The sequence below is a fragment of the Bremerella sp. JC817 genome (genome assembly GCF_040718835.1).
Taxonomy (GTDB): domain Bacteria; phylum Planctomycetota; class Planctomycetia; order Pirellulales; family Pirellulaceae; genus Bremerella.
In genome coordinates, this window is the sequence record NZ_JBFEFG010000267.1 from 133248 (window position 1) to 153960 (window position 20713).

General features: G+C 56.1%; 13 protein-coding genes. 10 read left to right on the top strand and 3 right to left on the bottom strand.

Features of this window, described 5'->3' with window-relative positions; genetic code table 11:
* The first annotated feature begins 5 nt into the window (after positions 1-5).
* Genes AB1L30_RS09270 through AB1L30_RS09285 form a run of 4 tightly spaced genes read left to right on the top strand, consistent with a single transcriptional unit; the run spans position 6 to position 3972 of the window.
* Positions 6-1265: an MFS transporter gene (locus AB1L30_RS09270; protein WP_367013136.1), complete on the top strand. Its 1260-nt coding sequence runs from the start codon at positions 6-8 to the stop codon at positions 1263-1265.
* 42 nt (positions 1266-1307) lie between these two features.
* Positions 1308-2486 carry a metabolite traffic protein EboE gene (gene eboE, locus AB1L30_RS09275; RefSeq protein WP_367013137.1) on the top strand — a complete coding sequence of 393 codons (1179 nt, stop codon included), beginning with the start codon at positions 1308-1310 and terminating at the stop codon, positions 2484-2486.
* A gap of 11 nt (positions 2487-2497) precedes the next feature.
* Positions 2498-3184 (top strand): prolyl oligopeptidase family serine peptidase, encoded by a 687-nt coding sequence (locus AB1L30_RS09280; RefSeq protein ID WP_367013138.1) that lies wholly within the window; start codon positions 2498-2500, stop codon positions 3182-3184.
* A gap of 5 nt (positions 3185-3189) precedes the next feature.
* On the top strand, positions 3190-3972 hold the full coding sequence (locus AB1L30_RS09285; protein WP_367013139.1) for a DUF4013 domain-containing protein: 783 nt from the start codon (positions 3190-3192) through the stop codon (positions 3970-3972).
* Between the two features lie 17 nt (positions 3973-3989).
* Here AB1L30_RS09285 and AB1L30_RS09290 read toward each other — a convergent pair whose 3' ends face one another.
* The gene (locus AB1L30_RS09290) at positions 3990-4616 is read right to left on the bottom strand and encodes a hypothetical protein (protein WP_367013140.1); all 627 of its coding nucleotides are present in this window, start codon (positions 4614-4616) and stop codon (positions 3990-3992) included.
* Between the two features lie 177 nt (positions 4617-4793).
* On the opposite strand from AB1L30_RS09290, the gene AB1L30_RS09295 reads away from it, so the two are divergent.
* From AB1L30_RS09295 to AB1L30_RS09305, 3 genes are all read left to right on the top strand, one after another.
* The gene (locus tag AB1L30_RS09295; protein ID WP_367013141.1) at positions 4794-6080 is read left to right on the top strand and encodes an amidohydrolase; all 1287 of its coding nucleotides are present in this window, start codon (positions 4794-4796) and stop codon (positions 6078-6080) included.
* A 635-nt stretch (positions 6081-6715) separates the two neighbouring features.
* Positions 6716-7015, top strand: coding sequence for a hypothetical protein (locus AB1L30_RS09300; protein WP_367013143.1), 300 nt, complete (start codon positions 6716-6718; stop codon positions 7013-7015).
* Positions 7016-7255: 240 nt separating this feature from the next.
* Entirely contained in the window at positions 7256-7837 is a 582-nt protein-coding gene (locus tag AB1L30_RS09305; RefSeq protein WP_345092101.1) for a sigma-70 family RNA polymerase sigma factor, read from the top strand.
* Between the two features lie 83 nt (positions 7838-7920).
* Here AB1L30_RS09305 and AB1L30_RS09310 read toward each other — a convergent pair whose 3' ends face one another.
* Both AB1L30_RS09310 and AB1L30_RS09315 read right to left on the bottom strand, forming a co-directional pair.
* Entirely contained in the window at positions 7921-8484 is a 564-nt protein-coding gene (locus AB1L30_RS09310; RefSeq protein WP_367013144.1) for a hypothetical protein, read from the bottom strand.
* A gap of 6 nt (positions 8485-8490) precedes the next feature.
* Positions 8491-9189: a hypothetical protein gene (locus tag AB1L30_RS09315; protein WP_367013145.1), complete on the bottom strand. Its 699-nt coding sequence runs from the start codon at positions 9187-9189 to the stop codon at positions 8491-8493.
* 381 nt (positions 9190-9570) lie between these two features.
* Here AB1L30_RS09315 and AB1L30_RS09320 point away from each other — a divergent pair, with 381 nt between their 5' ends.
* From AB1L30_RS09320 to AB1L30_RS09330, 3 genes are all read left to right on the top strand, one after another.
* On the top strand, positions 9571-10350 hold the full coding sequence (locus tag AB1L30_RS09320) for an inositol monophosphatase family protein (protein ID WP_367013146.1): 780 nt from the start codon (positions 9571-9573) through the stop codon (positions 10348-10350).
* A gap of 435 nt (positions 10351-10785) precedes the next feature.
* Positions 10786-14124, top strand: coding sequence for a hypothetical protein (locus AB1L30_RS09325; RefSeq protein ID WP_367013147.1), 3339 nt, complete (start codon positions 10786-10788; stop codon positions 14122-14124).
* On the top strand, positions 14121-20594 hold the full coding sequence (locus AB1L30_RS09330; protein ID WP_367013148.1) for a hypothetical protein: 6474 nt from the start codon (positions 14121-14123) through the stop codon (positions 20592-20594). The genes AB1L30_RS09325 and AB1L30_RS09330 overlap by 4 nt, the downstream gene beginning before the upstream one ends.
* Positions 20595-20713: the final 119 nt, after the last annotated feature.

Genomic DNA, 20713 nt, shown 5'->3' on the forward strand with positions numbered 1-20713 from the left:
GCCCCGTGAATCAAACTTCAGCGGACATCGAAGCGACTTCGCGCGGAGCGAATCGAAATGGTGGCCTCTGGGCGCTTGGCAACGGACTCGCCTCAACCACGCTGGTCTCATACTTCGCTCAAAGCTTGGGAGCTCAATCCGCTTCAGTCTCGTGGATTATTGCGGCTCCGAAATTGGTCGGTGTGCTGCGGTGGTTCGCACCGAACTTATTGCAGTTGGGTTTCGGCTATCGCAAGACAAGCACGGCGGCATTTTTGCTATCGACGTTCTTTCTGCTGCTGCTTCCGCTGTGTGCGGTCCCCAATTTGTGGCCCAGCGCGACGGCGGCCATTTGCGCGATTGTGGCTTGCTGGTGCCTATATCACCTGGCCGAATACTTCGGACATGTCATCTTCATTGCCTGGCTGATGCAGGGAATCCCTCCCAGTATTCGCGGCCGCTTCTTCGGGCATCGCGAACGTTGGCAAACCGCCGGCAACCTGATTGGCTATTTGTTCGCCGGAACGCTCGGTGCGATCCTTCGCAATGCGTTCGAAGTCGACATGCGGTGGATCACTTATCCGTTTCTGGCAGTCTATGGAGCAATCGCAATCGGCGTCTCGGTGATTCCGCTGTGGTCGATCCCCGAACCGAAGACAGTCGCCCCACCGACGCACAGTTTGTGGGATGACTGGCAACACTGGTCCGGGCCTCGGGCACGCTGGTTTCTGCTTTATGGAACCTGGTTCTCGGCCGCAAACGGTTTGTTCTCGACACTGTTGTCGATCTATCCCTATCGTGGACTCGAGGTGTCGCTATTGATTCCACTCGGGGTTGCCGCGGCAATGCGGCTTGGCCAATCGCTCATCAGCCGCCGAGTTGGCAGTACCATCGATCGCGTTGGCTGGCAGTGGGTGATGATCACCGGTCAGGTCATCACCGCCCTTGGCCCGGTGATGTTTTGCTTCGGAACGCCTGGCTACATCGCCGGCAACCTGGCCTGGATCGCTTATGCCCTTATCAACGTTGCCCTGCCAATTGCGGTGGTCGACGGCCGATCTGATCGCAGCGCCGCCCCACCACTGGCTTTGTATTTTGCATGGACCGGACTGGTGTTTGCCGCGACCGCATTAATGGGGCCTTTGGTTGCGGACTGGTTCGTCGCGACGGCCGATCGCTCGGATCCCCATGCTTACAACTGGTATTTCATCGTCGCCACCCTGGTGCGGCTTACAGCGATTATCCCCCTTCTGATGCTCCCCGCTGAAACAACGCGATCCAAGTGATACACTCAATCGCTGAGTCCTCTCCCTGTTAAAGGTAAGCGCATGCCCATTCAATCGTGGACCGGCTATTGCACCAACGTTCATGCTGGTGCGAATCTCGAACAAACAGAATCCAACCTCAACAATCACGCAGCTCGCGTGCAAGAGATCCTGGGCAAGCAGCAACCGCTGGGGATTGGTTTGTGGCTTTCCAACTCGACCGCGGCAGCATTGGTCGAACCAGGCAAGCTCGATGCTTTCGACGAACATCTTCGCACGATGAAATGGATTCCCTACACGTTCAACGGGTTTCCCTTCGGCGACTTCCATAAGAACATCGTCAAGCTTGATGTCTACCTTCCGACCTGGTGGCAGACCGAACGCCTTACCTACACGAAGAACCTGGTGACGATCCTCGATCGTCTTTTAGCACCGGGCGAAGAAGGAAGTATCTCGACGATGCCGCTGGCCTGGGGTGCCGACCAGCCAACGGAAGAACAATGGTCGCTGGCCACCAGCAATTTGCTGAACCTGGTCGATCACCTGCAACAGCTCGAACACCAAACAGGTCGGCTGATTTACATTTGCATCGAACCAGAACCAGGCTGCCTTCTCGACACGACCGAAGACGTGATCGAGTTCTTTCAGAATCGCCTTTTCCCGGCAGGCAATCCGGATCAGATTCGTCGTTACCTGCGTGTCTGCCATGACGTCTGCCACGCAGCGGTAATGTTTGAAGATCAATCGACCGTACTCAGCAAGTATGCCGAAGCAGGCATCTTGATCGGTAAGGTGCAGATCTCTTCCGCCATCGAGATTCGCTTCGCCGATCTCAACGAAAACGAACGCCACGAGGTGCTGGCCGAGGTCGCGCAGTTCGCTGAAGACCGCTACATGCATCAGACGACCGTTCGCGACGCGGCGGGCAATCTGACTTACTACGACGATCTGCCGTTCGCCCTGGAAGCCGCCTCGCAAACGGTGCCGCAGAACGAAACCTGGCGGATCCACTTTCACATGCCGATCTATCTCGATCAGTTCGGCCTGCTGAAAACGACTCAGGCCCACATCTTCGATTTTCTCTCCGAGATTCGCAATTATCCCGACATTCGACACTTCGAAGTTGAAACGTATGCATGGGGCGTGTTGCCGCAGGAACTGCAGCACAACGAACTTGCCGAGGGAATCGCTCAGGAAATTCATTGGCTGCGACAGCAACTTTCCCACAGCCAGGCTCACTAGGAACCAGCACCATGCAGGCGGTCCGCAAGCGTCAGACTTCGCACGAGTTTACCTGGACAGATTCGACCGGTAGCAAGCGAACGCTTCCGTTCTTTTGCTACCAGCCCAGTGACTTCCAGGCCGACGCCACCCTGCCGCTGCTTCTCTTTTTACATGGCGCCGGCGAACGAGGGACTGACCTGAAGCAGGTCACCAAGCATGGCCCTCCGAAGCTGATCGATCAGGGAGAAGACTTCCCGATGATCGTCGTTTCGCCGCAATGCCCGCCGGAACAGTGGTGGGCCGATCGGGAAAACTTGGAAGGGCTGTTTCAACTGGTTCAGCACCTGCAAGACGATTTGCCCGTCGATCCCCGGCGGACCTATCTGACCGGGATGAGCATGGGTGGCTATGGCACGTTTGCGATGACCGCAGCCCATGGAGAGCTGTTTGCGGCGGTTATTCCTGTGTGCGGCGGAGGCGACGTGCTGAACCTGGGAAAGCTTCCCAAAGTTCCGCTTTGGGCTTTTCATGGTCGCGACGACGATATCGTTCCGCTGGTACGAAGCGAAGAAATAGTTGACGCCATTCAGAAGAATGGTGGTGACGCACGGCTGACGATTTATGACAATGTCGAGCACGATAGCTGGTCGGCGACCTATTCCAACCCGGAAGTTTACGACTGGCTTCTTTCGCACGAACTACCGAAGCCCAGGTGAACTGCATGTCGACTTCCGGAGAGAACCCGTACGAATCCCCCCAAGGCGAATCGCTGGCCCCTCAGCCGGCAACGGACGGCCAGAATGTGGTTCCTCTCGCAGCGGTCGATTACATGAGCTGCTTGACCCGGGTCTTTGAAAGCCCGAACTGGATCGTCAACTCGCTGCTGCTGGGGATCGCTCCGATCGTCTTTATTATTGGCCAGATGGTTTCGTTTGGCTATTTGATGGAAATGATCGCGTCGCGGGTCTATGGCAAGTCCGAAGTCTACCCCGATGTCGACCTCAATCGACTCGGTCCCTACCTGACGCGTGGTGTATGGGTCTTTCTGGCCTTCTTCGTTGCCTATTTGTGCACGATGCCAATCTCGATAATCGGCGCGGTGGTGATGATCATGACCCAGGCGATGCGAAACGAAGTGCTGATGGTCCTCGGTATGCTGTTCTACTTCGGGATGATCATACTGGCGATCTTGATCAACTTTCTGGCGATGCCACCACTGATGCTTCGCGCAGGATTTCTGGTCGACTTCTCGTCGGCGTTCGACCTGGCCTGGATCCGCGACTTTGCCCGCAAAATGTGGGTAGAGATGCTGGTAGGCGCGATCGTCTTCTCGCTGCTGGCGTGGTTGATCTTGATGGCCGGGCTGCTGCTGCTCTGCGTCGGGTACATTCCGGCACTCGGCGTGGTGACGCTGATGGCCGCCAACTTCATCGCCCAGTTGTACCAGGTCTTCATCTACCGAGGTGGCCAACCGATTCCGTTCCGCGAATCGGCCAAGCTGTAATTGGTCGCGCAGACAAGTTAACTCATGCGGCCATCTTCCGCGAGGATTGCCGATACCGGTGATGTCGCGTCGACATGAACATCGATCGCGGCGAGATACTCAGGGCTACCACCACGCAGGTAAAACTTGTTATTCGAATAGGTCGCCACGAGAAGCGGCCCGTTGGCACATACCGCGAAGTAGATCATCGCGAAAAGTCCCAGGAAGAAAATCACGATCGGCCAGGGAGTTTCCATGACGATCGCGGTGACAATACCTGACATCGCAATCGCCAGCGAGATGGTGAAGAACAACCAGTTCAGTCGCACTCGAGAGCTGCATGACCGGCAGAGTGAATACTCAAGCTGGCATTTCTTCCGCAAAATCAGATACACGATCAAAAAGATGATTATCTGAAAGAAGAGCAAGATATAGACGGCCGGATGGATCCAGTACAAATCCTTCTTGCGCCGCTTGCTGTTCAGCGTCTCGTGACCCTTGTCGCAGCACTTCGCACAGATTTCCGGAAGGACGATTTTCTCGCCCCCGACGATACGATTCCCCTCGACCTGATATCCATCGGGCACAACGTCAACCATCTCGCCCGTGACGGAAGGAGATGCGAACGGATTGATCGATCCAGAAGGCTGCTGTGGACTTGCCATCGGGTGGTCACCTAGGGGGACAAAATTGGACGAAGAGTCTGGATTTTATGACGTTTGCGACGCCGAATCGACACAGATTACGCCCCATCCCCATGAAATCCATCGACTGATCTGATATACCAAACTAGATTACAGACTCAAACATTCTGAAGCCCTTTACCCGACTAAGCCCCTGCCATGTCTGTCGAACTCCGAAATCGCCTGTTCGAGCAACTCGACCAGCTTGTTCTGATTGATCCCCATACTCATATCAGTGCGCTCGATCCGTCTTCCCACACGCTGGCGGATATTCTGGGCTATCACTACTACACCGAGCTCTCGCATTCGGCAGGTATGCCGAAGGATCGGATTGAAGAAGAAGGCATTTCGCCCAAGGAAAAAGTGGGGCGTTTGATCGAAAACCTCGGTCCGATCACCAACACGATTCAATACAGCTGGTTCATCGAAATGGCTCAGAAGCTACTCGGCTTCGAGGGTGATTCGGTCGACAGCAGCAACTGGGAAGCGTTGTACGACTCGGCTGAAGCGAAGATGTCGGCCGACGATTGGACCGAAACGGTCTTCCGCGAAAGCCGCCTGGAAAGCGTCTTCCTGACCAATGATTTCGACGATCCGTTGGAAGGCTTCGACACTTCGCGTTACATCCCTTGCCTGAGAACCGACGACCTGGTCTTTCATCTGACCAATCCTCGTACGAAGGTTCGTTTGTTTGAAGCAACCGACGTCGACGTCTGCGACGTTGCTACGGCTCGCGAAGCGATCGGCAAGCTGTTCACGCACTTTACCAGCAAGAATGCCAAGGCTTGTGCGATCTCGCTGCCTCCAAGCTTCGCTCCTGTTCATATTTCGGACGCTCGTGCCGAAACCGCACTCTCAAACGTGCTGGCCAAGGGAGAAGAAGCGGACGAAGCAGATCAACGTGCTGTCAGCAACTTCATCTTTTGGACGTTGGCCGAAAACTGCCGCACGCACAACCTTCCGTTCGACCTGATGATCGGCGTGAATCGCAAGGTGTTCCCTGCCGGCGTGTTCCAAGGCCAAGACTTGTACGACAGCCGTGTGTCGCTGATTCAGTACAAAGATCTGCTGAACGCCTTCCCTGACGTGACCTTCCCGATCTCGGTTCTGGCCAGCGTTACCAATCAGGAATTGGTCAGCTATTCGTGGATTTTCCCAAACGTCGTTGCCAATGGCCACTGGTGGTACAGCAACACGCCGACCTACATCCAGCAAGATTGTGCGGCTCGTCTGGAAGCGATTCCACGCACCAAGCAGATCGGTTACTACAGCGACATGTACAAGATGGAATTCGCGCTGCCGAAGTTCGCCATGTACAAGCGTGTGCTGGCGAAGGTTCTGGCCGAGAACTTCGTCATCGACCGCAACTGGTCCGAAGAAGCCGCCGTTGAACTGGGCACCCAGCTCCTGCGCGGCAACGTGGAAACGATCTTCCACGTCGGCTAGTAGCTGCTAGAGAACACAAGAAGGCTTTCCCGATGGATACCACCTCCCCAGGGAAAGCCCTTTTTTGTTTCTTGCGAGTCTCAGCGGTTCGCGACGAAGTCGAACGCGGCGACTTCCTTTTCTGTCGTCTCTAAGTTGTCCGTAACTAGCCCATCCGTGATGGTGGCTGCAATTGCCATCCCACTAGTGCTGCATCTTCTCGGCATCCACTGACCGGCCTGCTGGCATATTTTCGGGGATCCCTGTTCGCGGGGTCTCAGGGTGGTTATCGCCGCCCCTCTTGACGGGCGACGCAGGAATTTGTTGTTCGCGTCCTAAAATTTGGCGCACCACACAAATCAACGCAACCAGTTCGCCAACAAGCACTTACAGTCTATGCCGATCGTTTTTAACCAAAAAACTGGACGCGTTCTGGACAATTTCTTGACCGCCCCGCGAACCTTTTAAAGCCGTCAGGCATCTAGCCAATATCCCCGCAGACGGCATTTTTGTCGCACGCTGGGAGAATCTTTGTTGTTGCCCGGCTGAGTTCGGCGATTTAAGATTCATGATCCTTGCACTTGGAAGGTGCTTGGATTTCAAACTTCCATTTCATAGTTCTCTCGCTGCGCGCAACTGCGTAGGAGGATGAAACAATGCGTTCCAACATCATCAACATTCGCGCCAATATTGCCGCCGTCGTCGCCCGCGTTGCCGTGGTCGCCGTTGATGTTATTCGCAATGCATCCGCCTCCGGTTTGCGCCTCTATGGCCATACATGGCAGCAGTACGGACCGACCACGTGGTTTAAACAAACCACCGAATGTCCGGAACGTGACGTGCCATGTGATGCAATGCGATGTCTTGGCGGCAGCCTACCCGGCAGTAGCCCGTCAATGTCGCTCTCGATGCGGCTGCTACCAGTGCAGTCGCTGGGCCTCTTACCCAGAAGCTAAAGGGACAGAAAACCCGAGCCTGAATGCAAGGGTTGTCCCCGCACAATTTGCGAAGCTTCTGAGACGCTAGGCCCCCGAGAGCCCGAGTTGTCCTGCTGTGATGCGCTTATTCCTTACGCATCCGTTTCCAGGTCTCAACTCGTCGCTTTGGGTTCCCCGTGCCGTGTGCATAGCTGTCGTTTGCCGCTTTATGCACTCTGACTTTGCCAGAACTGCCTTAGATATATACGTCTGGAAACTATGATGAACGGAAACTTGTACAACGATGATCGGGATCGGATCGAAGGTCTGGTCCTTGCTGCTCAAGACGGAGACCGGGACGCGTTCGGTCAGCTGGTTGAGATCTTCCAGCCGGTCGTTTTCGCGATCGCTTTGAAGCGTTTGCGTCACTACTGGGAAGCCCAGGAACTGGCCCAGGACGTCTTCATCCAGGCAATGCAGAAGCTGGATCAGTTGCGTGAACCGGCTGCGTTCCCAGGTTGGTTGCGTTCGATCGCTGCCCGTATGGCGATCAACCGAGCTGTTCGTCGGCCGAATGATTTCGCGACCGAACCGGAAGCTTTGGCTTCGGTTTGCGTTGAAAACGAAACGCCGTTGCACGCCATCTTGGAAGTGGAACGCCGAGACAACCTGGCCGTGAGCATGGGTCGTTTGGGTGAACTCGACCGAGATACGCTGCACGCGTTCTACGTCGATGGACATTCGCTGCGTGAAATGAGCGACGAATTCGAGGCTCCGATCGGAACGATCAAGCGTCGTTTGCACGTCGCCCGTAAGCGACTGGCCAAGGAGATGGAAGAACTGGAAGCGGTCGCCGTGTAGGCGACATAATCCTTCCTTTCATCGAAATTGAATTGAGTTGACCGCGTCCCTGGGATTCTCCCTCCGAGTCCCAGGGGCGTTTTTTATGCGCTGGCATCTGCCTGAGAATCGGCCGCTCGCTTGGCCATCGAGTCGGAATAGAACTTCAGCGTTTCACGTAGTTGATGCCATTTCCCGGAACGGACCAGGCTTAGGTCGGCGGTATGCGCCGCACCATCGAGCGTCGAAACCACCATCCGGTTTCGCGGAACGAACTTCACCGAGACCACTTCGTTCCAGCGGAAACGCCTTGGTTTCCAGTCCCCGCCCTCTTCAAACTTTCCGTGGATCCCATCGACATCGATCACCAGCGGAAATCTTTGCCATCCGCGACGCGCCCGCATCCAATGGTTCATCACGGTTGCTACACAGCTGAAGGTCATAAACGCCAGTAAGGCGTTGCCAATCCATTCCCCTGACAGCGTGGCCGAGGTATAGAAAGCGAACGAACCCCAGATGGTGCTGAAGAGCACGACCAGAATGGCCGCCACCAGCAGTTGAAAATTTTCACGCGTCGCGATCTCGTGATCGAGCACGTAAAACTCGCGGTACTCTTTGGCGGCGACGGTTGCCGGAGAAGCGAACGGGTTTTCAGGCTTCTCGTTCACGGCACCTTACGTGGTGAGAGGAATTTCCGAGTCGCGGAAGGACTGGTACTTCGCGGCCAACTGATCCATGGCGTTCTTGCCTTCGGCACGAACCATCTGAATTCGAGACCGGCGAATGACACCCTTCTCGAGATGCGTGGTGAAAAGCGGAACCGTCACGATTACCGTCTCTTCGTTGGTTCGCTCGACGTTGATCGCTTCGCAGTCGCCAGGATAGACGAATAACGCATATTGAATCGCATCGAGGCAACCAATCGCCACCGCCATCGGATCGGACAGGGCCGCGAAATTCTGCGGGCCGAGCCCAGGAGGATTCCAGGTTTTGCGGCTGCTAAATGTGCTGACCGAATTCGCGTCATCAAACTGAAACACCAGCGACAACTGCGGATCGGAATCGAGCAGCGAAGTCTGTCGCGATAGAATCAGTTCAACTCCATCCAGGTCCGTTAGGATTCGCGAGTAAACCTCGGTCGTAAGCTGTTCGTCCGTGGTGGTATAGCGTTCGACCAGGTCGTGCCCGCGAACATAAAATTCGCTGCGCGGACCAATCCCTTCCAGATTCCACTGGGCCACTTGCCAGTTCTTAGGCTGGGAGACGAACTTGGCGTTCATTTTGTTGGGATGTGCCGCGACCGAAAGCTGAAAGTTTTCCGTCTTGCAGCGGTGAATGACGTCGTAATCGGAGATCCAGATCGAGTTGCTCATGGGGACGATTTTCTCCCATCGACCGGAAACTCGGAACCCCACAGACAAGAAATAAAAAACCCCGTCGCCTACCAAAGTAAGTCGACGGGGCCGGAACAGAGAAGAGGCCGAATTTTGCCCGCGAAATCGAGTTCCGCGAAGCGGGTATGTGCGGTTTTTAACCGCTGTTCCGTGGATGATGTAGTAGATGATACCAAAAATCGGAAGGGTGTCCACAATAATCTGCAAAGATTCTGACTGAACCACAAAAACAGCATTAACGGCGCGATAATCGCCATTGGCTGCTGGGGGGCCTAAGTAGGAATTCCCCTCAATTCATGGTAAAACGCAGCGACGAAATCTCAATTTGCTTCGCCCACCTCAGCCCAGGAAAGAAACGCAATGTCTTCCTACCTAACAAGTTGCGAAAAGGCCGCTCGAGCGGCCGGCGAAGTACTGATCGAGTGGCGAGGGAAGTTCAACGTTCGTGAAAAAGGGAAGTCCGATTTGGTTACGGATGCGGATCTTGCCGCACAGAAAGTAATCGAAGAGATTTTGGCCGCAGATTTTCCTGATTTCGAGTTCCTCGGAGAGGAAGGTCCCGCTGGACTTTCGCGAAAAACGGGCAGTCCCTTTTGCTGGATTGTCGACCCACTCGATGGCACCATGAACTACGTCCATGGCTTGCCCAACTACGCGGTCTCGATTGGCCTGGCAGAAGCCGGAAAGGTAATCGCTGGCGTAGTTTACGACCCGGTCTTCGACCGCTGCTTCAAGGCGGAAGCGGGCTGCGGGGCCTTTTTGAACGATGAGAAAATCGAGGTGAGCGTGGCTCAGAAACTGGATGAATCGCTCATTGCGTTCAGCTTTCCCACGACGGTCGCCAAAGGGTCCCCTGTTATCGACGATTTCATCAATGTCTTGACCCAATGTCAGGGCATCCGTCGACTCGGATCGGCGGCCTTGAATCTGGCGGCAGTCGCGGCCGGACACATGGATGCCTATTGGGCCGCCTTTAATAAGCCCTGGGACGTTGCCGCAGGGGCCATTTTGGTCGAAGAAGCAGGGGGAACGGTCCTTGGGTTTGGAGGGCAGCCATTCGATGTCTTCGACCCCAAGATCGTCGCAACGGCAACGCCGCAGCTGCAAGAGGAAATGCAGGCCCAAATCTCGACTTATTAGACTTTGGGGGATCTTTCCACCTTCCCAAGACTACTCCGACAGTCGCGGCTGTTATAATTGGTGCGACTGGAATTTTTTTCGCAGTTTTCGTAGGTCAAAGTCGCTAACCTTCCAGGGCGAGCGGTCATGGCTAAATAGACTACATTACGACGCCTTGTGGCGAGACGAAACGCGAGCGATGGGAATGGAAACTCGACTGAGAACGATATCAGTCCCATTGTGCCGATGCTGGACACCGATTTCTGACCAGCTTTCTCGTCCCAGGCAAACGCCCTCTCATCTTTCGGGCGTCGATTCCGCCTCCTCCTTATCCGGACAATTCTTCAACTCATGAACGCCGCGTGCCGCGAACCTGGTTCCGCACTGCCGGGGCTCTGCCTCCGTTGCTGGACGCGTGCGTCTCGATCTGCCATTTTCGTGTTGGCTCTGACCCTGATGGCAGCCACTTCTTCGAATGCCGTAGCCCAAGGAACCGCTGGCGGTACCAAGATCGAAGAACGCGGGCCCGAGATCTTCCTGCTTCCGATCAAAGATGGCAGCATCGCCGAAGGTGGCCCTTTTGAGCGGGTCCTTGATTTCCCGGCCGATTCGTTTCGGATCTGGTACAAAGACGTTTACCGCAACACGAATCCGAAAGATCTGCCGAAGTACTCCCTGGAAACGGTCTCGACTCGTATCGATGTCGAGGGTACCAATGCCCTGCTGCATGTTACGTATGAAGTCACTCCGCATGCGTCTGGCTGGGTCCGCATTCCGCTGGGGCTGCATCACGCGATCTTCCGTTCCGACGTCGAAGTCAGCCCTGAACTACCGATCATTCTCGATCGCCCTCAGGCCACTACCAAGAGCGATGGTTACGCATTGTGGTGCCAGTTCCCGGTGGCCAAGGAAGCCTTGCTTTCCCCGCTAGAACCAGAACCGATTCTGCTGAAGGTGGTTGCCCTGTTGCCGCTGACCACGCGCGGCGAGGAAACCTCGCTGGAGACGACACTCCCTGCGGATACCAAGTGCCAGGTCACGCTCGATATTCCACAGCCCGGTGCGAATGTTTCGTACAAGGGAAGCATGGTGCCGAAAACGCTCACTGAGACTCCTCTCGAAGAGCACAGCATGCATCAGTACGAATTCGCTGGCGGCCCCCTGTCGTTCAACTGGCGATTCGATGACCAGGCCATGCGGGAACAGCCGGTCACCCTGAAGGTCAAAGGGCAGCTTCTCGCCAATGTCGAGACGGAACAGTTGGTAACGACGACGGCTCGCCTGCAAGTGGAAAGCACGACGATTCCATTCGACTCGTTCGAGGTCGAAATCGACGACGACGCGGAATTTGTTCCACCGACGATGCCAACGGTTGGCTACTCGGTTAAAGCGATGGAACCAACCGGGCAGACCTTCGGCAATCGGCTGTTGGTCGAACTGGATGAAGCGACCAAGGGCCCGGTTACGATCTCGATTACCACCAAGCAAACCGATCCAGTCCCAGGCGAACGTGGCAAACGCCAGTTCACCGTCGGACAGTTCGACGTGGTGGGTTGCGACGTTCAAGATGGGACGCTGAGCATCTCCGCTTCTCAGAATGTTCACGTGCAGTGGTACACGCCTCGCAATTTGCGAGAGCAATCGGGTCGCGGCTCCGATGGCATGTCGTACCGAGCTAGTTTCTCGTACGACCAACAACCCGCCACGTTGGTGATGCACACCCTGCCGATCCAATCGACGGCCCGTGTGAAATCCGATTACGAACTGCACGTCGGCAAGCTCGACGCACAATTGGTCGCAACCCTCTCGTATCGCCTGCCTCGATCGTATACCGATGACCTGCTGATCGATTTGAATGGCTGGACGGTCGATCGTGTCGATACCAACGGTGCCGCCACCTGGCAACCGACCGACGGAACTTCCGATCAACTCGTGCTGCCGCTGACCGCCGAGACCGGTGGCGAAGCGATGACAACCGCTCCTTACCGCACGATTGTCGTTACGGTGCGTGCCCATCGCGACCACCAGACGGTCGATCCGGCCGAGATCTCGCTGCCCTGGATTGTGCCTCTGGCAGAGCCTTTCGGTTCAGCAACCGTGACGGCCATCCCTGATAACGATCTCGAGATCCGCTTCCAGTCCGAGAAGAGCCAAGGCTTCCAACTCGACCGTAGCCGCAGCCAAGAGGTGGAACTGTCCGGTGAGCGTGGCACCATCATTTTGCGAGCCGCTCCGACCGAGCAAGAGCTGCGTCTCGGCCTGCAACTGACTCCGGTTGTCCCACGGTTGATCGTCGGATCGAAGGTGAATGTCAAACTAGTCGAAGGTCAAGACTACGCCCTGGTCCAGCAAGAGTTCCTTTACGAACCGTTCCACAGTTCGCCAAGCAAGGCAGTGTTTCATCTGCCGACCAGTATCTACTTCTTCCAGGTCACCGTCGCCAAGATCAACGACAAAGAAGTCGCCGGCCAGGCACTCGGTCAGGGAGACGAACAGACGATCCAGTTCTCGCTGACCGAAGCCAATCCACCCTATCGCATCAAGGTCGAATACAACGCTCCGCTGCGAGAGACGATTCCGGAATCCGGTCACTACGAGATGGATCTGATGTCTCCGAAATCGGAAGACCTGACGAAAGATGGCATCGACGTCGACTTCAAGCCGTTGGAAGTGACCTTCCAGTCACCGCACGAAGTCGAAGTCCTTTCGACCACCGAAGACTGGCGCAGCCTGTCGATGTCGGATCAAGGGCAGACCTTCCAGTTGCCCGGTGGCGATACCCGTCAGGTCGAATTCGCTGCTCCGTTTCTAACGCCCGAAACGGACGACCGCGTGGTGGTCGACTTCCATTGGCTGCAGGTCGCCTTAACGCCCGAAGAACGGCGTGATCGCGCGGCGTACACACTCCGCACTTCGGCACCTCGCCTGGAGGTGACGTTGCCTCGTGGCGTTCGTGATGTCGAAGCCTACTGGAACGGTGTCGAAATGCAGGCCACGCTCAACGAAAGCAAGCTACAGTTCGACATTCCGCAGCGACACGAGTCAGGCCGAGATCGCCTGGAACTGTGGTACAAGTATGGCGAAGGGGATGGCATGGCCTCCTCGTTGAATGTCAGTTCGCCGGTCATTACGAACGCGGTACTCGGCACGAGCCAACCAGGCCGCGAAGGTGGCTACAGCTACCTGCAAATCGTCAGCCCTGGCAATTGGCTGGTGCTTTCCGCTCCTGGGCTTTCGGAAGAAATGGACTGGTCGTGGGAACATGGTGCCTACCGTCGTTCGCCCAGATTGAATCAAAACCAATTGGAAACGATGGCCAAGAGCAACGCCAAGTCGGAGTTGCCGAAGGGCATGAACCGAGCCCTCTACAGTACGATCGGCTCGTTCGAGAACGTTCCGATCCGCGCGGCCAAGATCAGTTACTTGATGTTGTTGTTCTCTGGATTCTCGCTCGCAGCTTTGCTGGTTCTATTCTACGTTCCGCAAACGCGGCATGTGCTGGTCTTCGGAGTGGCGGCCATCGTCGCCTTGGCGGTGGCGGTTGCCTATCCCGACTTTGCCATGCTGGTGGGTGAGATGTCGATCGTCGGCATCATGCTGGCCATCCTCGGCATCGCCCTCTACCGCCTCGCGTCGTCGCGAACTCCGGTCAAGTCGGCCGTGCGTGCTCGCTCGTCCAGCGACAGTCAGGCCTCGGTTCCCAATACATCAGCATCGGCGTCGCAAGGGCCATCCGCCGGAATCTCGACGACCTCCATGCCAGCCACCGCGGCCTCTAGCGGACAATCTCGATGACCTTATGGCTTCGCGAAAAGCACGGCGTCCTGTTCAAGGCGTTTGCGTGGGCAAGCGTCGCCATGCTGTACTGCGCTGCCACGCTCTTCGCTCAGCAGCCAGCCGTACCGACCGATATCGAATACCAGAAGATCTATGTCCCAGAAAATCGTCCGACGGAATGGCCTCGATATGGATTCGAGTTCGCGCCGCAAATGCAGCTCGACGACTTCGGTAAGCTGATCACGCAGTTCGCGCGCAGCCAGGGAATCGAACAACGCGCGTTGCCACTTCGCAGTTTGACGTATCGAGCCCGGCTCGAAGGACGAACGCTTCAAGGCTCAGCCCAGTTCGACCTGGGCGAGAAAGCATCGACCGAACCTGGCTTCGTTTCTTTGAAAGGAACGAACCTGTTTTATTACGATCAGCTGCAACGACAATCGACCATGCCCAAGCTGTGGGTCGGTGCCAACGGAGATCAGGTTGGTGTCTTCCTCCGCGAGTTTCAATCGATGTTTACGCTCGATTGGAGCTACCAGGCTTCGCTGCGATCGACCGACGAACTGACAATCGATCTCGATCTGACCTTTGCGCCCCAGGTCGACTTCTATCTCGACCTTCCCTCGAAGTGGCACCTGGAACTGCGTGAGGGAGTGACGCTCGATGTTTCCGATGCCGATGTCACACCGATGGAAGGCATGAAAACATGGCATCTGAGCCCGCAATGGGAAGGTAAACTTGCTTTCTCTCTGGTTCCCAGCGACCGTCTCTATCAGACCGACACCGTCACGGCAACGCAGTCGACCCGTTACGACGTTCGCGACAACTTGTGCGAAGTGACTTCGCAAATCTTGCTGCATTCCCCTCCTCAAGGCGCATTGACCTTCTCCATTCCCAAGGGGATGGTGGTCACGGGCGCGTCGGTCAATCGAAAAGCGATCGAACCTCTCGATCTGCAAGAGCTTTCCGACGGCAGACAATCGCTGGAGCTTCCCCAGCAACTCTTCCCTTCGGCTGAAACGGCGACCGTTTCGATCCAGGGCATGGCCCCGATGGTGATTGGTGATTACTCGCGAATCGACTTGCCGATCGTCGTGCTTAGTTCGCAGCCGACCGAGTCGCATGTGGTTGCGGCAGAACTCGACGCCGGAATCAATCTTTCGTACTGCATTCTGAAGAATGCCCAGGAAGTCGAATACGTTCCACATAACTCGCTGGGTCGGCCGAACCTTCGCTTCCGTCTGTTCGATGAGAACGCGGAGATCGGGCTGCAGCTCTTTCGCCAAAGCGAGTCACTGCATACCGCCCTGGTGCACAAGGTTACGGTGAATGACCTGGTGATTCAGTCGGACAGCGTGATTCACATCGCCGACAGCGACGAAACGACCGATCATATCGAATTGCCGCTTTCGCCTGGTTGGCGTGTCGAGACGGTCGTTCAATTTCCCGATCAGTCGGCAGTAAGCTGGGAAGAAACGGCACGTGACGAACAACGGGTGCTGCGGGTCGAGAATCGTTCCGCGATTTCCGATCTGCAGATCTCCCTACGAAGAACTCGCGAGAATGACTTCGGCAACCTGCGAATTTCCGACTTCCGCCCGTTCGCCCTCGCCCCGGGCGTGGGCAATCTGGAATGGGTTTCGGTCAAACCAGCCGCCGGCTTCGATCTGCGATTGGAACCGGAAGGGCAAGTCGCTCGCAAAGCGATCCAGGATGCCCCGGCCGAGATCGTCCGATTGTTTGGCTCGAAGTGGCAAACACCTGCCTTCGAGATTCGCGGGCGATCCGATCTTCAACACCTGATTCGTGTTACCCGCAAGCGTGCGACGTATGATGCTGAAATCGACGTTCAGGTGCGGATCGAGAAAGACTCGTATCGGGAACTCGCCGCGATTCGACTCAACGGCAGTGGCTTGTTGCCGGAAACCTTGCTGGTCTGGTCGACGCAGCGATGGTCGACCGAGGTTAAGTGGACCACGCCCGACCTGGAACCGATTCGCTGGACACCGATCACTACGTCCGCCGCTGAAAATCCGAACCAGCGTGAACCCTATTACATCTATGAGTTGACTCCCCCTTCCGACAGCAGTTTCCCGTTGATCTTGCGTGGCACTTTCCCACGGCAATCTGGGGATTTTAACTCGCCGCTGCTGTTGGCGGTTCCTTCTGCGGAGCCTCAGTCTGGCATGCTGACGCTGACCAGCCCCAAGGCATGTCAGCTTACGGCCGATCCGATCTTGCTGCGAAAGGTCTACCTCGATGCTCGTTCGCAAAGTCCCGGCAGCGACCTGACCCGCTACGAATATCGGCCGCTGGAAATCCGACGCCTGGCCGAAAACATCCGTGGCCTGATCGCCTGTGACTGGCAACTGGCCGATACCTTGCCCGAGCTTTTCGCGACCAAGACCACGCATTCGATCAATCTCGAAAACGACGGTCGCCAGCGGATGACTTCGAGATGGTCGATCGTTTCGCACGGGCCTGGGCACGCCTCGATTACGCTGCCGGAACATGCCAAGCTGGAACTAATTCAATGGCAAGGTCAGCCCTGGTCTCGCTGGAAACAGCATGGCCAGCAGATCGACATCGAAATTCCCGACGAAGCTTCGGCCGCCGATCTGGAAGTTCACTACCAAATCGATCCTGCGACGCTCTATCTCATGCGAGCGATTCGACCGTCATTCGCGACCGCGTCGTTTCCAACCTCCGCGGAAGAGACAACGTTTACCCTTGGCAGCCGCTTGGTTCGCATGGAATATCCTAGCCCACGTTGGTCAAGTTTTGGCGAGCGACTTCGGCTTGGATTGTGGTCTGGGATGTTCCAGGGAAATCTGAGCGATCCTGACGAACCGAACCTGGTTCCATTTGAAGCCAGTCAACCGCTGCCTGCAGGTACTCTGTGGATTGTGCACCGCGATTCGTTACGCCTGATCAGTATTTTGCTGTTCGTGGTAGCGATTTGCATTGGTGCCATTTTATTTGCCCGCTTCCCGCGGATCTTGGTGGCATGCCTGTTGGGGCTCGTGGCGATTGTGCCCTGGCTTCCAGATTTGTTCGCACCGCTGACATCGGCCAGCTTCCTGGGGATTGCCCTCGGTGGAATCGCAGGCCTGGTGATGCGTCCTCGCACGGTCTCCTCGTTGAACTACCCTGCTGGTTCCACGGTGACCGTGTCCAGCCTTTTGCTCGCCCTGGCCGCTGGCTGGATGGCCGAAAGCGTTGCCCCGGTAGCCGCTCAAGAGGCAGCCCGACCGGTGACTGTCTATCCCGTGCTGATTCCAATCGACGCCAACCGCAAGCCCGTGGGTCAAGCCTATCTGCCTCTTCCATTCTATGAACGTTTGAATGCGGTCGCGGAACAACCGGATGACGACATTCCTCGTTCGATTATCGAAGGAATGAGCTACGAGATTTCGCTGATCGACTCGGTCGAGCTTGCGTCGGAGATTGCCGTCACCACCAACATCAACGTGGTAACCACCAAGACAAATCAAACCATTCGACTGCCTTTCGATGCCCAGCTCGGTATCAGCTTGAGCACGGCAGTCGATCAAATCAACTCTGGAGTTGACGCCAGCAGCAGCATCCTGCCCAATCCTTACAGCGTGACGACGGGCGAACTGGTCTTGCCGCTGAAAGAAGTTGGGCAACACACGATTGTCATCAAAAGCTTGTTGCCGGTCTCGAAACCAGGCGATATGCCGTTTTCCCTGCACATTGAAACGCCTCCCCAGGTCAGCACGGCCGTGACGATCGCCGACTCGATGCGAATGGGTTCGCCGAAAATCCAATTCAGCGATCGCGAGATTTCTCTCGAGTCTTCCAACATTCGCCAGACGATTCCGCTTGGCATGGTCGAGGGCTTCGATCTGCAGTGGCGTTCCTCTGAACTTCAAGCCCGATTCGAGTTCCGCGAACTCGACCTTCTGCAGTTCACCGAAGACGACATCGAGCTACGTGTCCGCTTGATGCTGACCAACCGTTCCCCCCAGATCGGACCGATCCTGCTGAACGTCGACTCTCGACTGAAGCTCGACATGCAGCAGTCACTCGGCTGGACTGCGGAAGTGAAGTCGAACAGCCTTTCCGCTTCCACGCGAACCTATGCCATCAACCTGCTGGAAGGCGCGACCCCAATCGACGCGATTGACTTGCGGTTCTCTCTGGATGGGGCGCAACAGGTGGGACAACTGCGGTTCCCCAATGTGGAAGTGGCCAATGGAACCTTGCAACGACGCTGGGTGGCGGTCGCTGCCAACAGCCAATTGCAGGTCGGCAGCCAGGCCCAATCGCGGGTCAACATCTTGTCGCAAGATGACTTCCTTCGCGAATGGAACGAGAACGAGCCAAACTTCCGTTTTGCAGTCGCTGTGGCAACGGTGGAACCGCTCGACTGGCTTATTTCGACGCGGCCGATTGCGACTCGCGGCAATGCGGACTTGCGATATCGCCTGCAGTTCGATTCCGATGGCTACAACTTCGACCTGAAAGCTCAGATCGAAACCTACTCAGGCCAGGCCAAGCAATACGTCGTCGAGATGATCCCCGGCTGCGAAATTCAATCGGTCAGCTACTTGGTTGACGGCCTGCTTCGCCCGACGCAGTGGCACTACGATGCCGCCAGCGGCGAACTCGGAGTGATGCTTCTTACCGACGTGAGCGGTCTGCAGGAACTTTCCATCAATGGTCGTAAATGGCTCCCGGTCAACCAGACCGATGTGAGCCTACCGCCCACTAAGATCCGCGATGTTCAAACCCAGTCTTGCCGCGTGCAACTGGTGCGTGACCACTCGGTACTTGTTCGTCCGATGCTCACCACCAACTTGATTCCTCTCCAGGATGAAGCGGCAGACCCTATGAACGACGAGCTCGTTCAAGTGGGTCAGTGGGAAGTGGTCGATTCGTCGCTACCGATTGACTGGCAAGTCATCCCAAACGACGTACTCATTTCGGGCGATATGCTGACCATCACCGACCGCGTTGATGGCGTGTGGAATTTGAACTGGGTCGGTAAGCTCGAGATTCGCAGCGGCAGCATTGGCTATCTCCAGTGGCTCGTCCCGAACGAGGTGGAACTCGACGTTGACTCGATCGAAGACTTCGAGGTTCATGTTCGCGAACTGCCCGACAAGTCGGCGGATGTTTACACATTGGTTCCACAAAAGCAGCTGGGCAGTTACCTCTCGTTTGATTGGAATGGCAAGCTGAAGACCTCGCCAGGTCGTCGTGTGCAGTTCGCTCCGCTGCTACTGATTGGCCAGCCACATTTACGACAACTGGCTGCGATACCGCGCGAAGTGGACCAGCAAGAGATCCTTTGGTCTTCGTTAGTGCTGCGAGCGACGACGCCCTCGGAACGCTGGCTGACGGCGAACACGCCTGATACGCATCAACTGCTGATCGCAACGCGGCCTGACTATACCTGCGAATTGATTCAACGAGCCAATCCCACAGGGAACCCATTGGTCGATTCACTGGAAACGACGATCCACGTCGACCGCCAGGGAAATGCTCTCGGCGTGATACGTGCCGCAATCTTGCCGCAAGGCAACGGCAGCGTTGAATTCACGTTGCCACCAACCGTTGATGTGATGGGGGCATCGGTCGACTACACCCGGCTTTGGAACGTTGAACCTAAGCCCGATCGTGTCGTGACGATTCCCCTAAAGTCAAGCAGTTTGCCGCAGATGGTCGAACTGGCGTTCCGATCTCGTTTGGTTCCGGACAAAGACTTGCACTTCAAGCTCGATCGTCCGCGACTCACCGACGCTAACGGCACCGAAGAACTGCTCCGCGTCAGCTTGCCGATGCAGTGGACAATTGAAAACGTGCCACATCTCGATCGCATGGCCTGGAGCCGACAACAAGTCACCTCGGCGTTTCGTTTGAAGGATGCTTCTCGCGATACGCAATCAGGCATTAGCTCAGCCGAAATCCAACGCTGGAATCAGTTGCGAATGGAACAAGCATTCGCTGCGTTGTTCAACTATCAGGAACTGCTTCGCAAGCGAGGCGAATCGCCGGAGAATACCCGCGAGCAAATTGCTTCGCTATTGGGTGACAACGCAAGTGATGTCGAAACCTGGGAAGTCTCGGATCGGAGCAATACGAGTGCCATGCCGATCTCGCTAACCGATGCGACCGATGAAGTTCCGTCAGAGCGATTCCACTACTTCCGCGAGACCAATCCTTTCGGAACGCTTTCGATTCGCGTCGCTTCTTCGCGCAGCTATTCGTACTGGCCACCCATCGCCACAAGCGTACTCGCATTGCTGGGGATAGGACTGATCTTCTTCCGGCATCCAATTTTGAATCGTCTGGGTCAGCGAGCGAGCCATTGGATGGTTCGCAATCCACAAGTTTGCGGAGTTTTGGCCGGACTGTTCTGGTGGTTGTTCTTACCACCCCATTTTATTGGTTTGCTGCTGATTGCTGCGGTTTTATGGGCCTCACTGCCGATGCGATCGGCTGCTGTCTTGGGCCGAAACTAACGGCATGGTCGTGGCAGTTTGCGCCACTTACCAGCTAGCGTCCTTTCGCGGATTTCCTCACGCGATTCGGGGCCTCTTTCGACTTGGCACATTTCCGCAATTCTGATAGGTTACCGCTT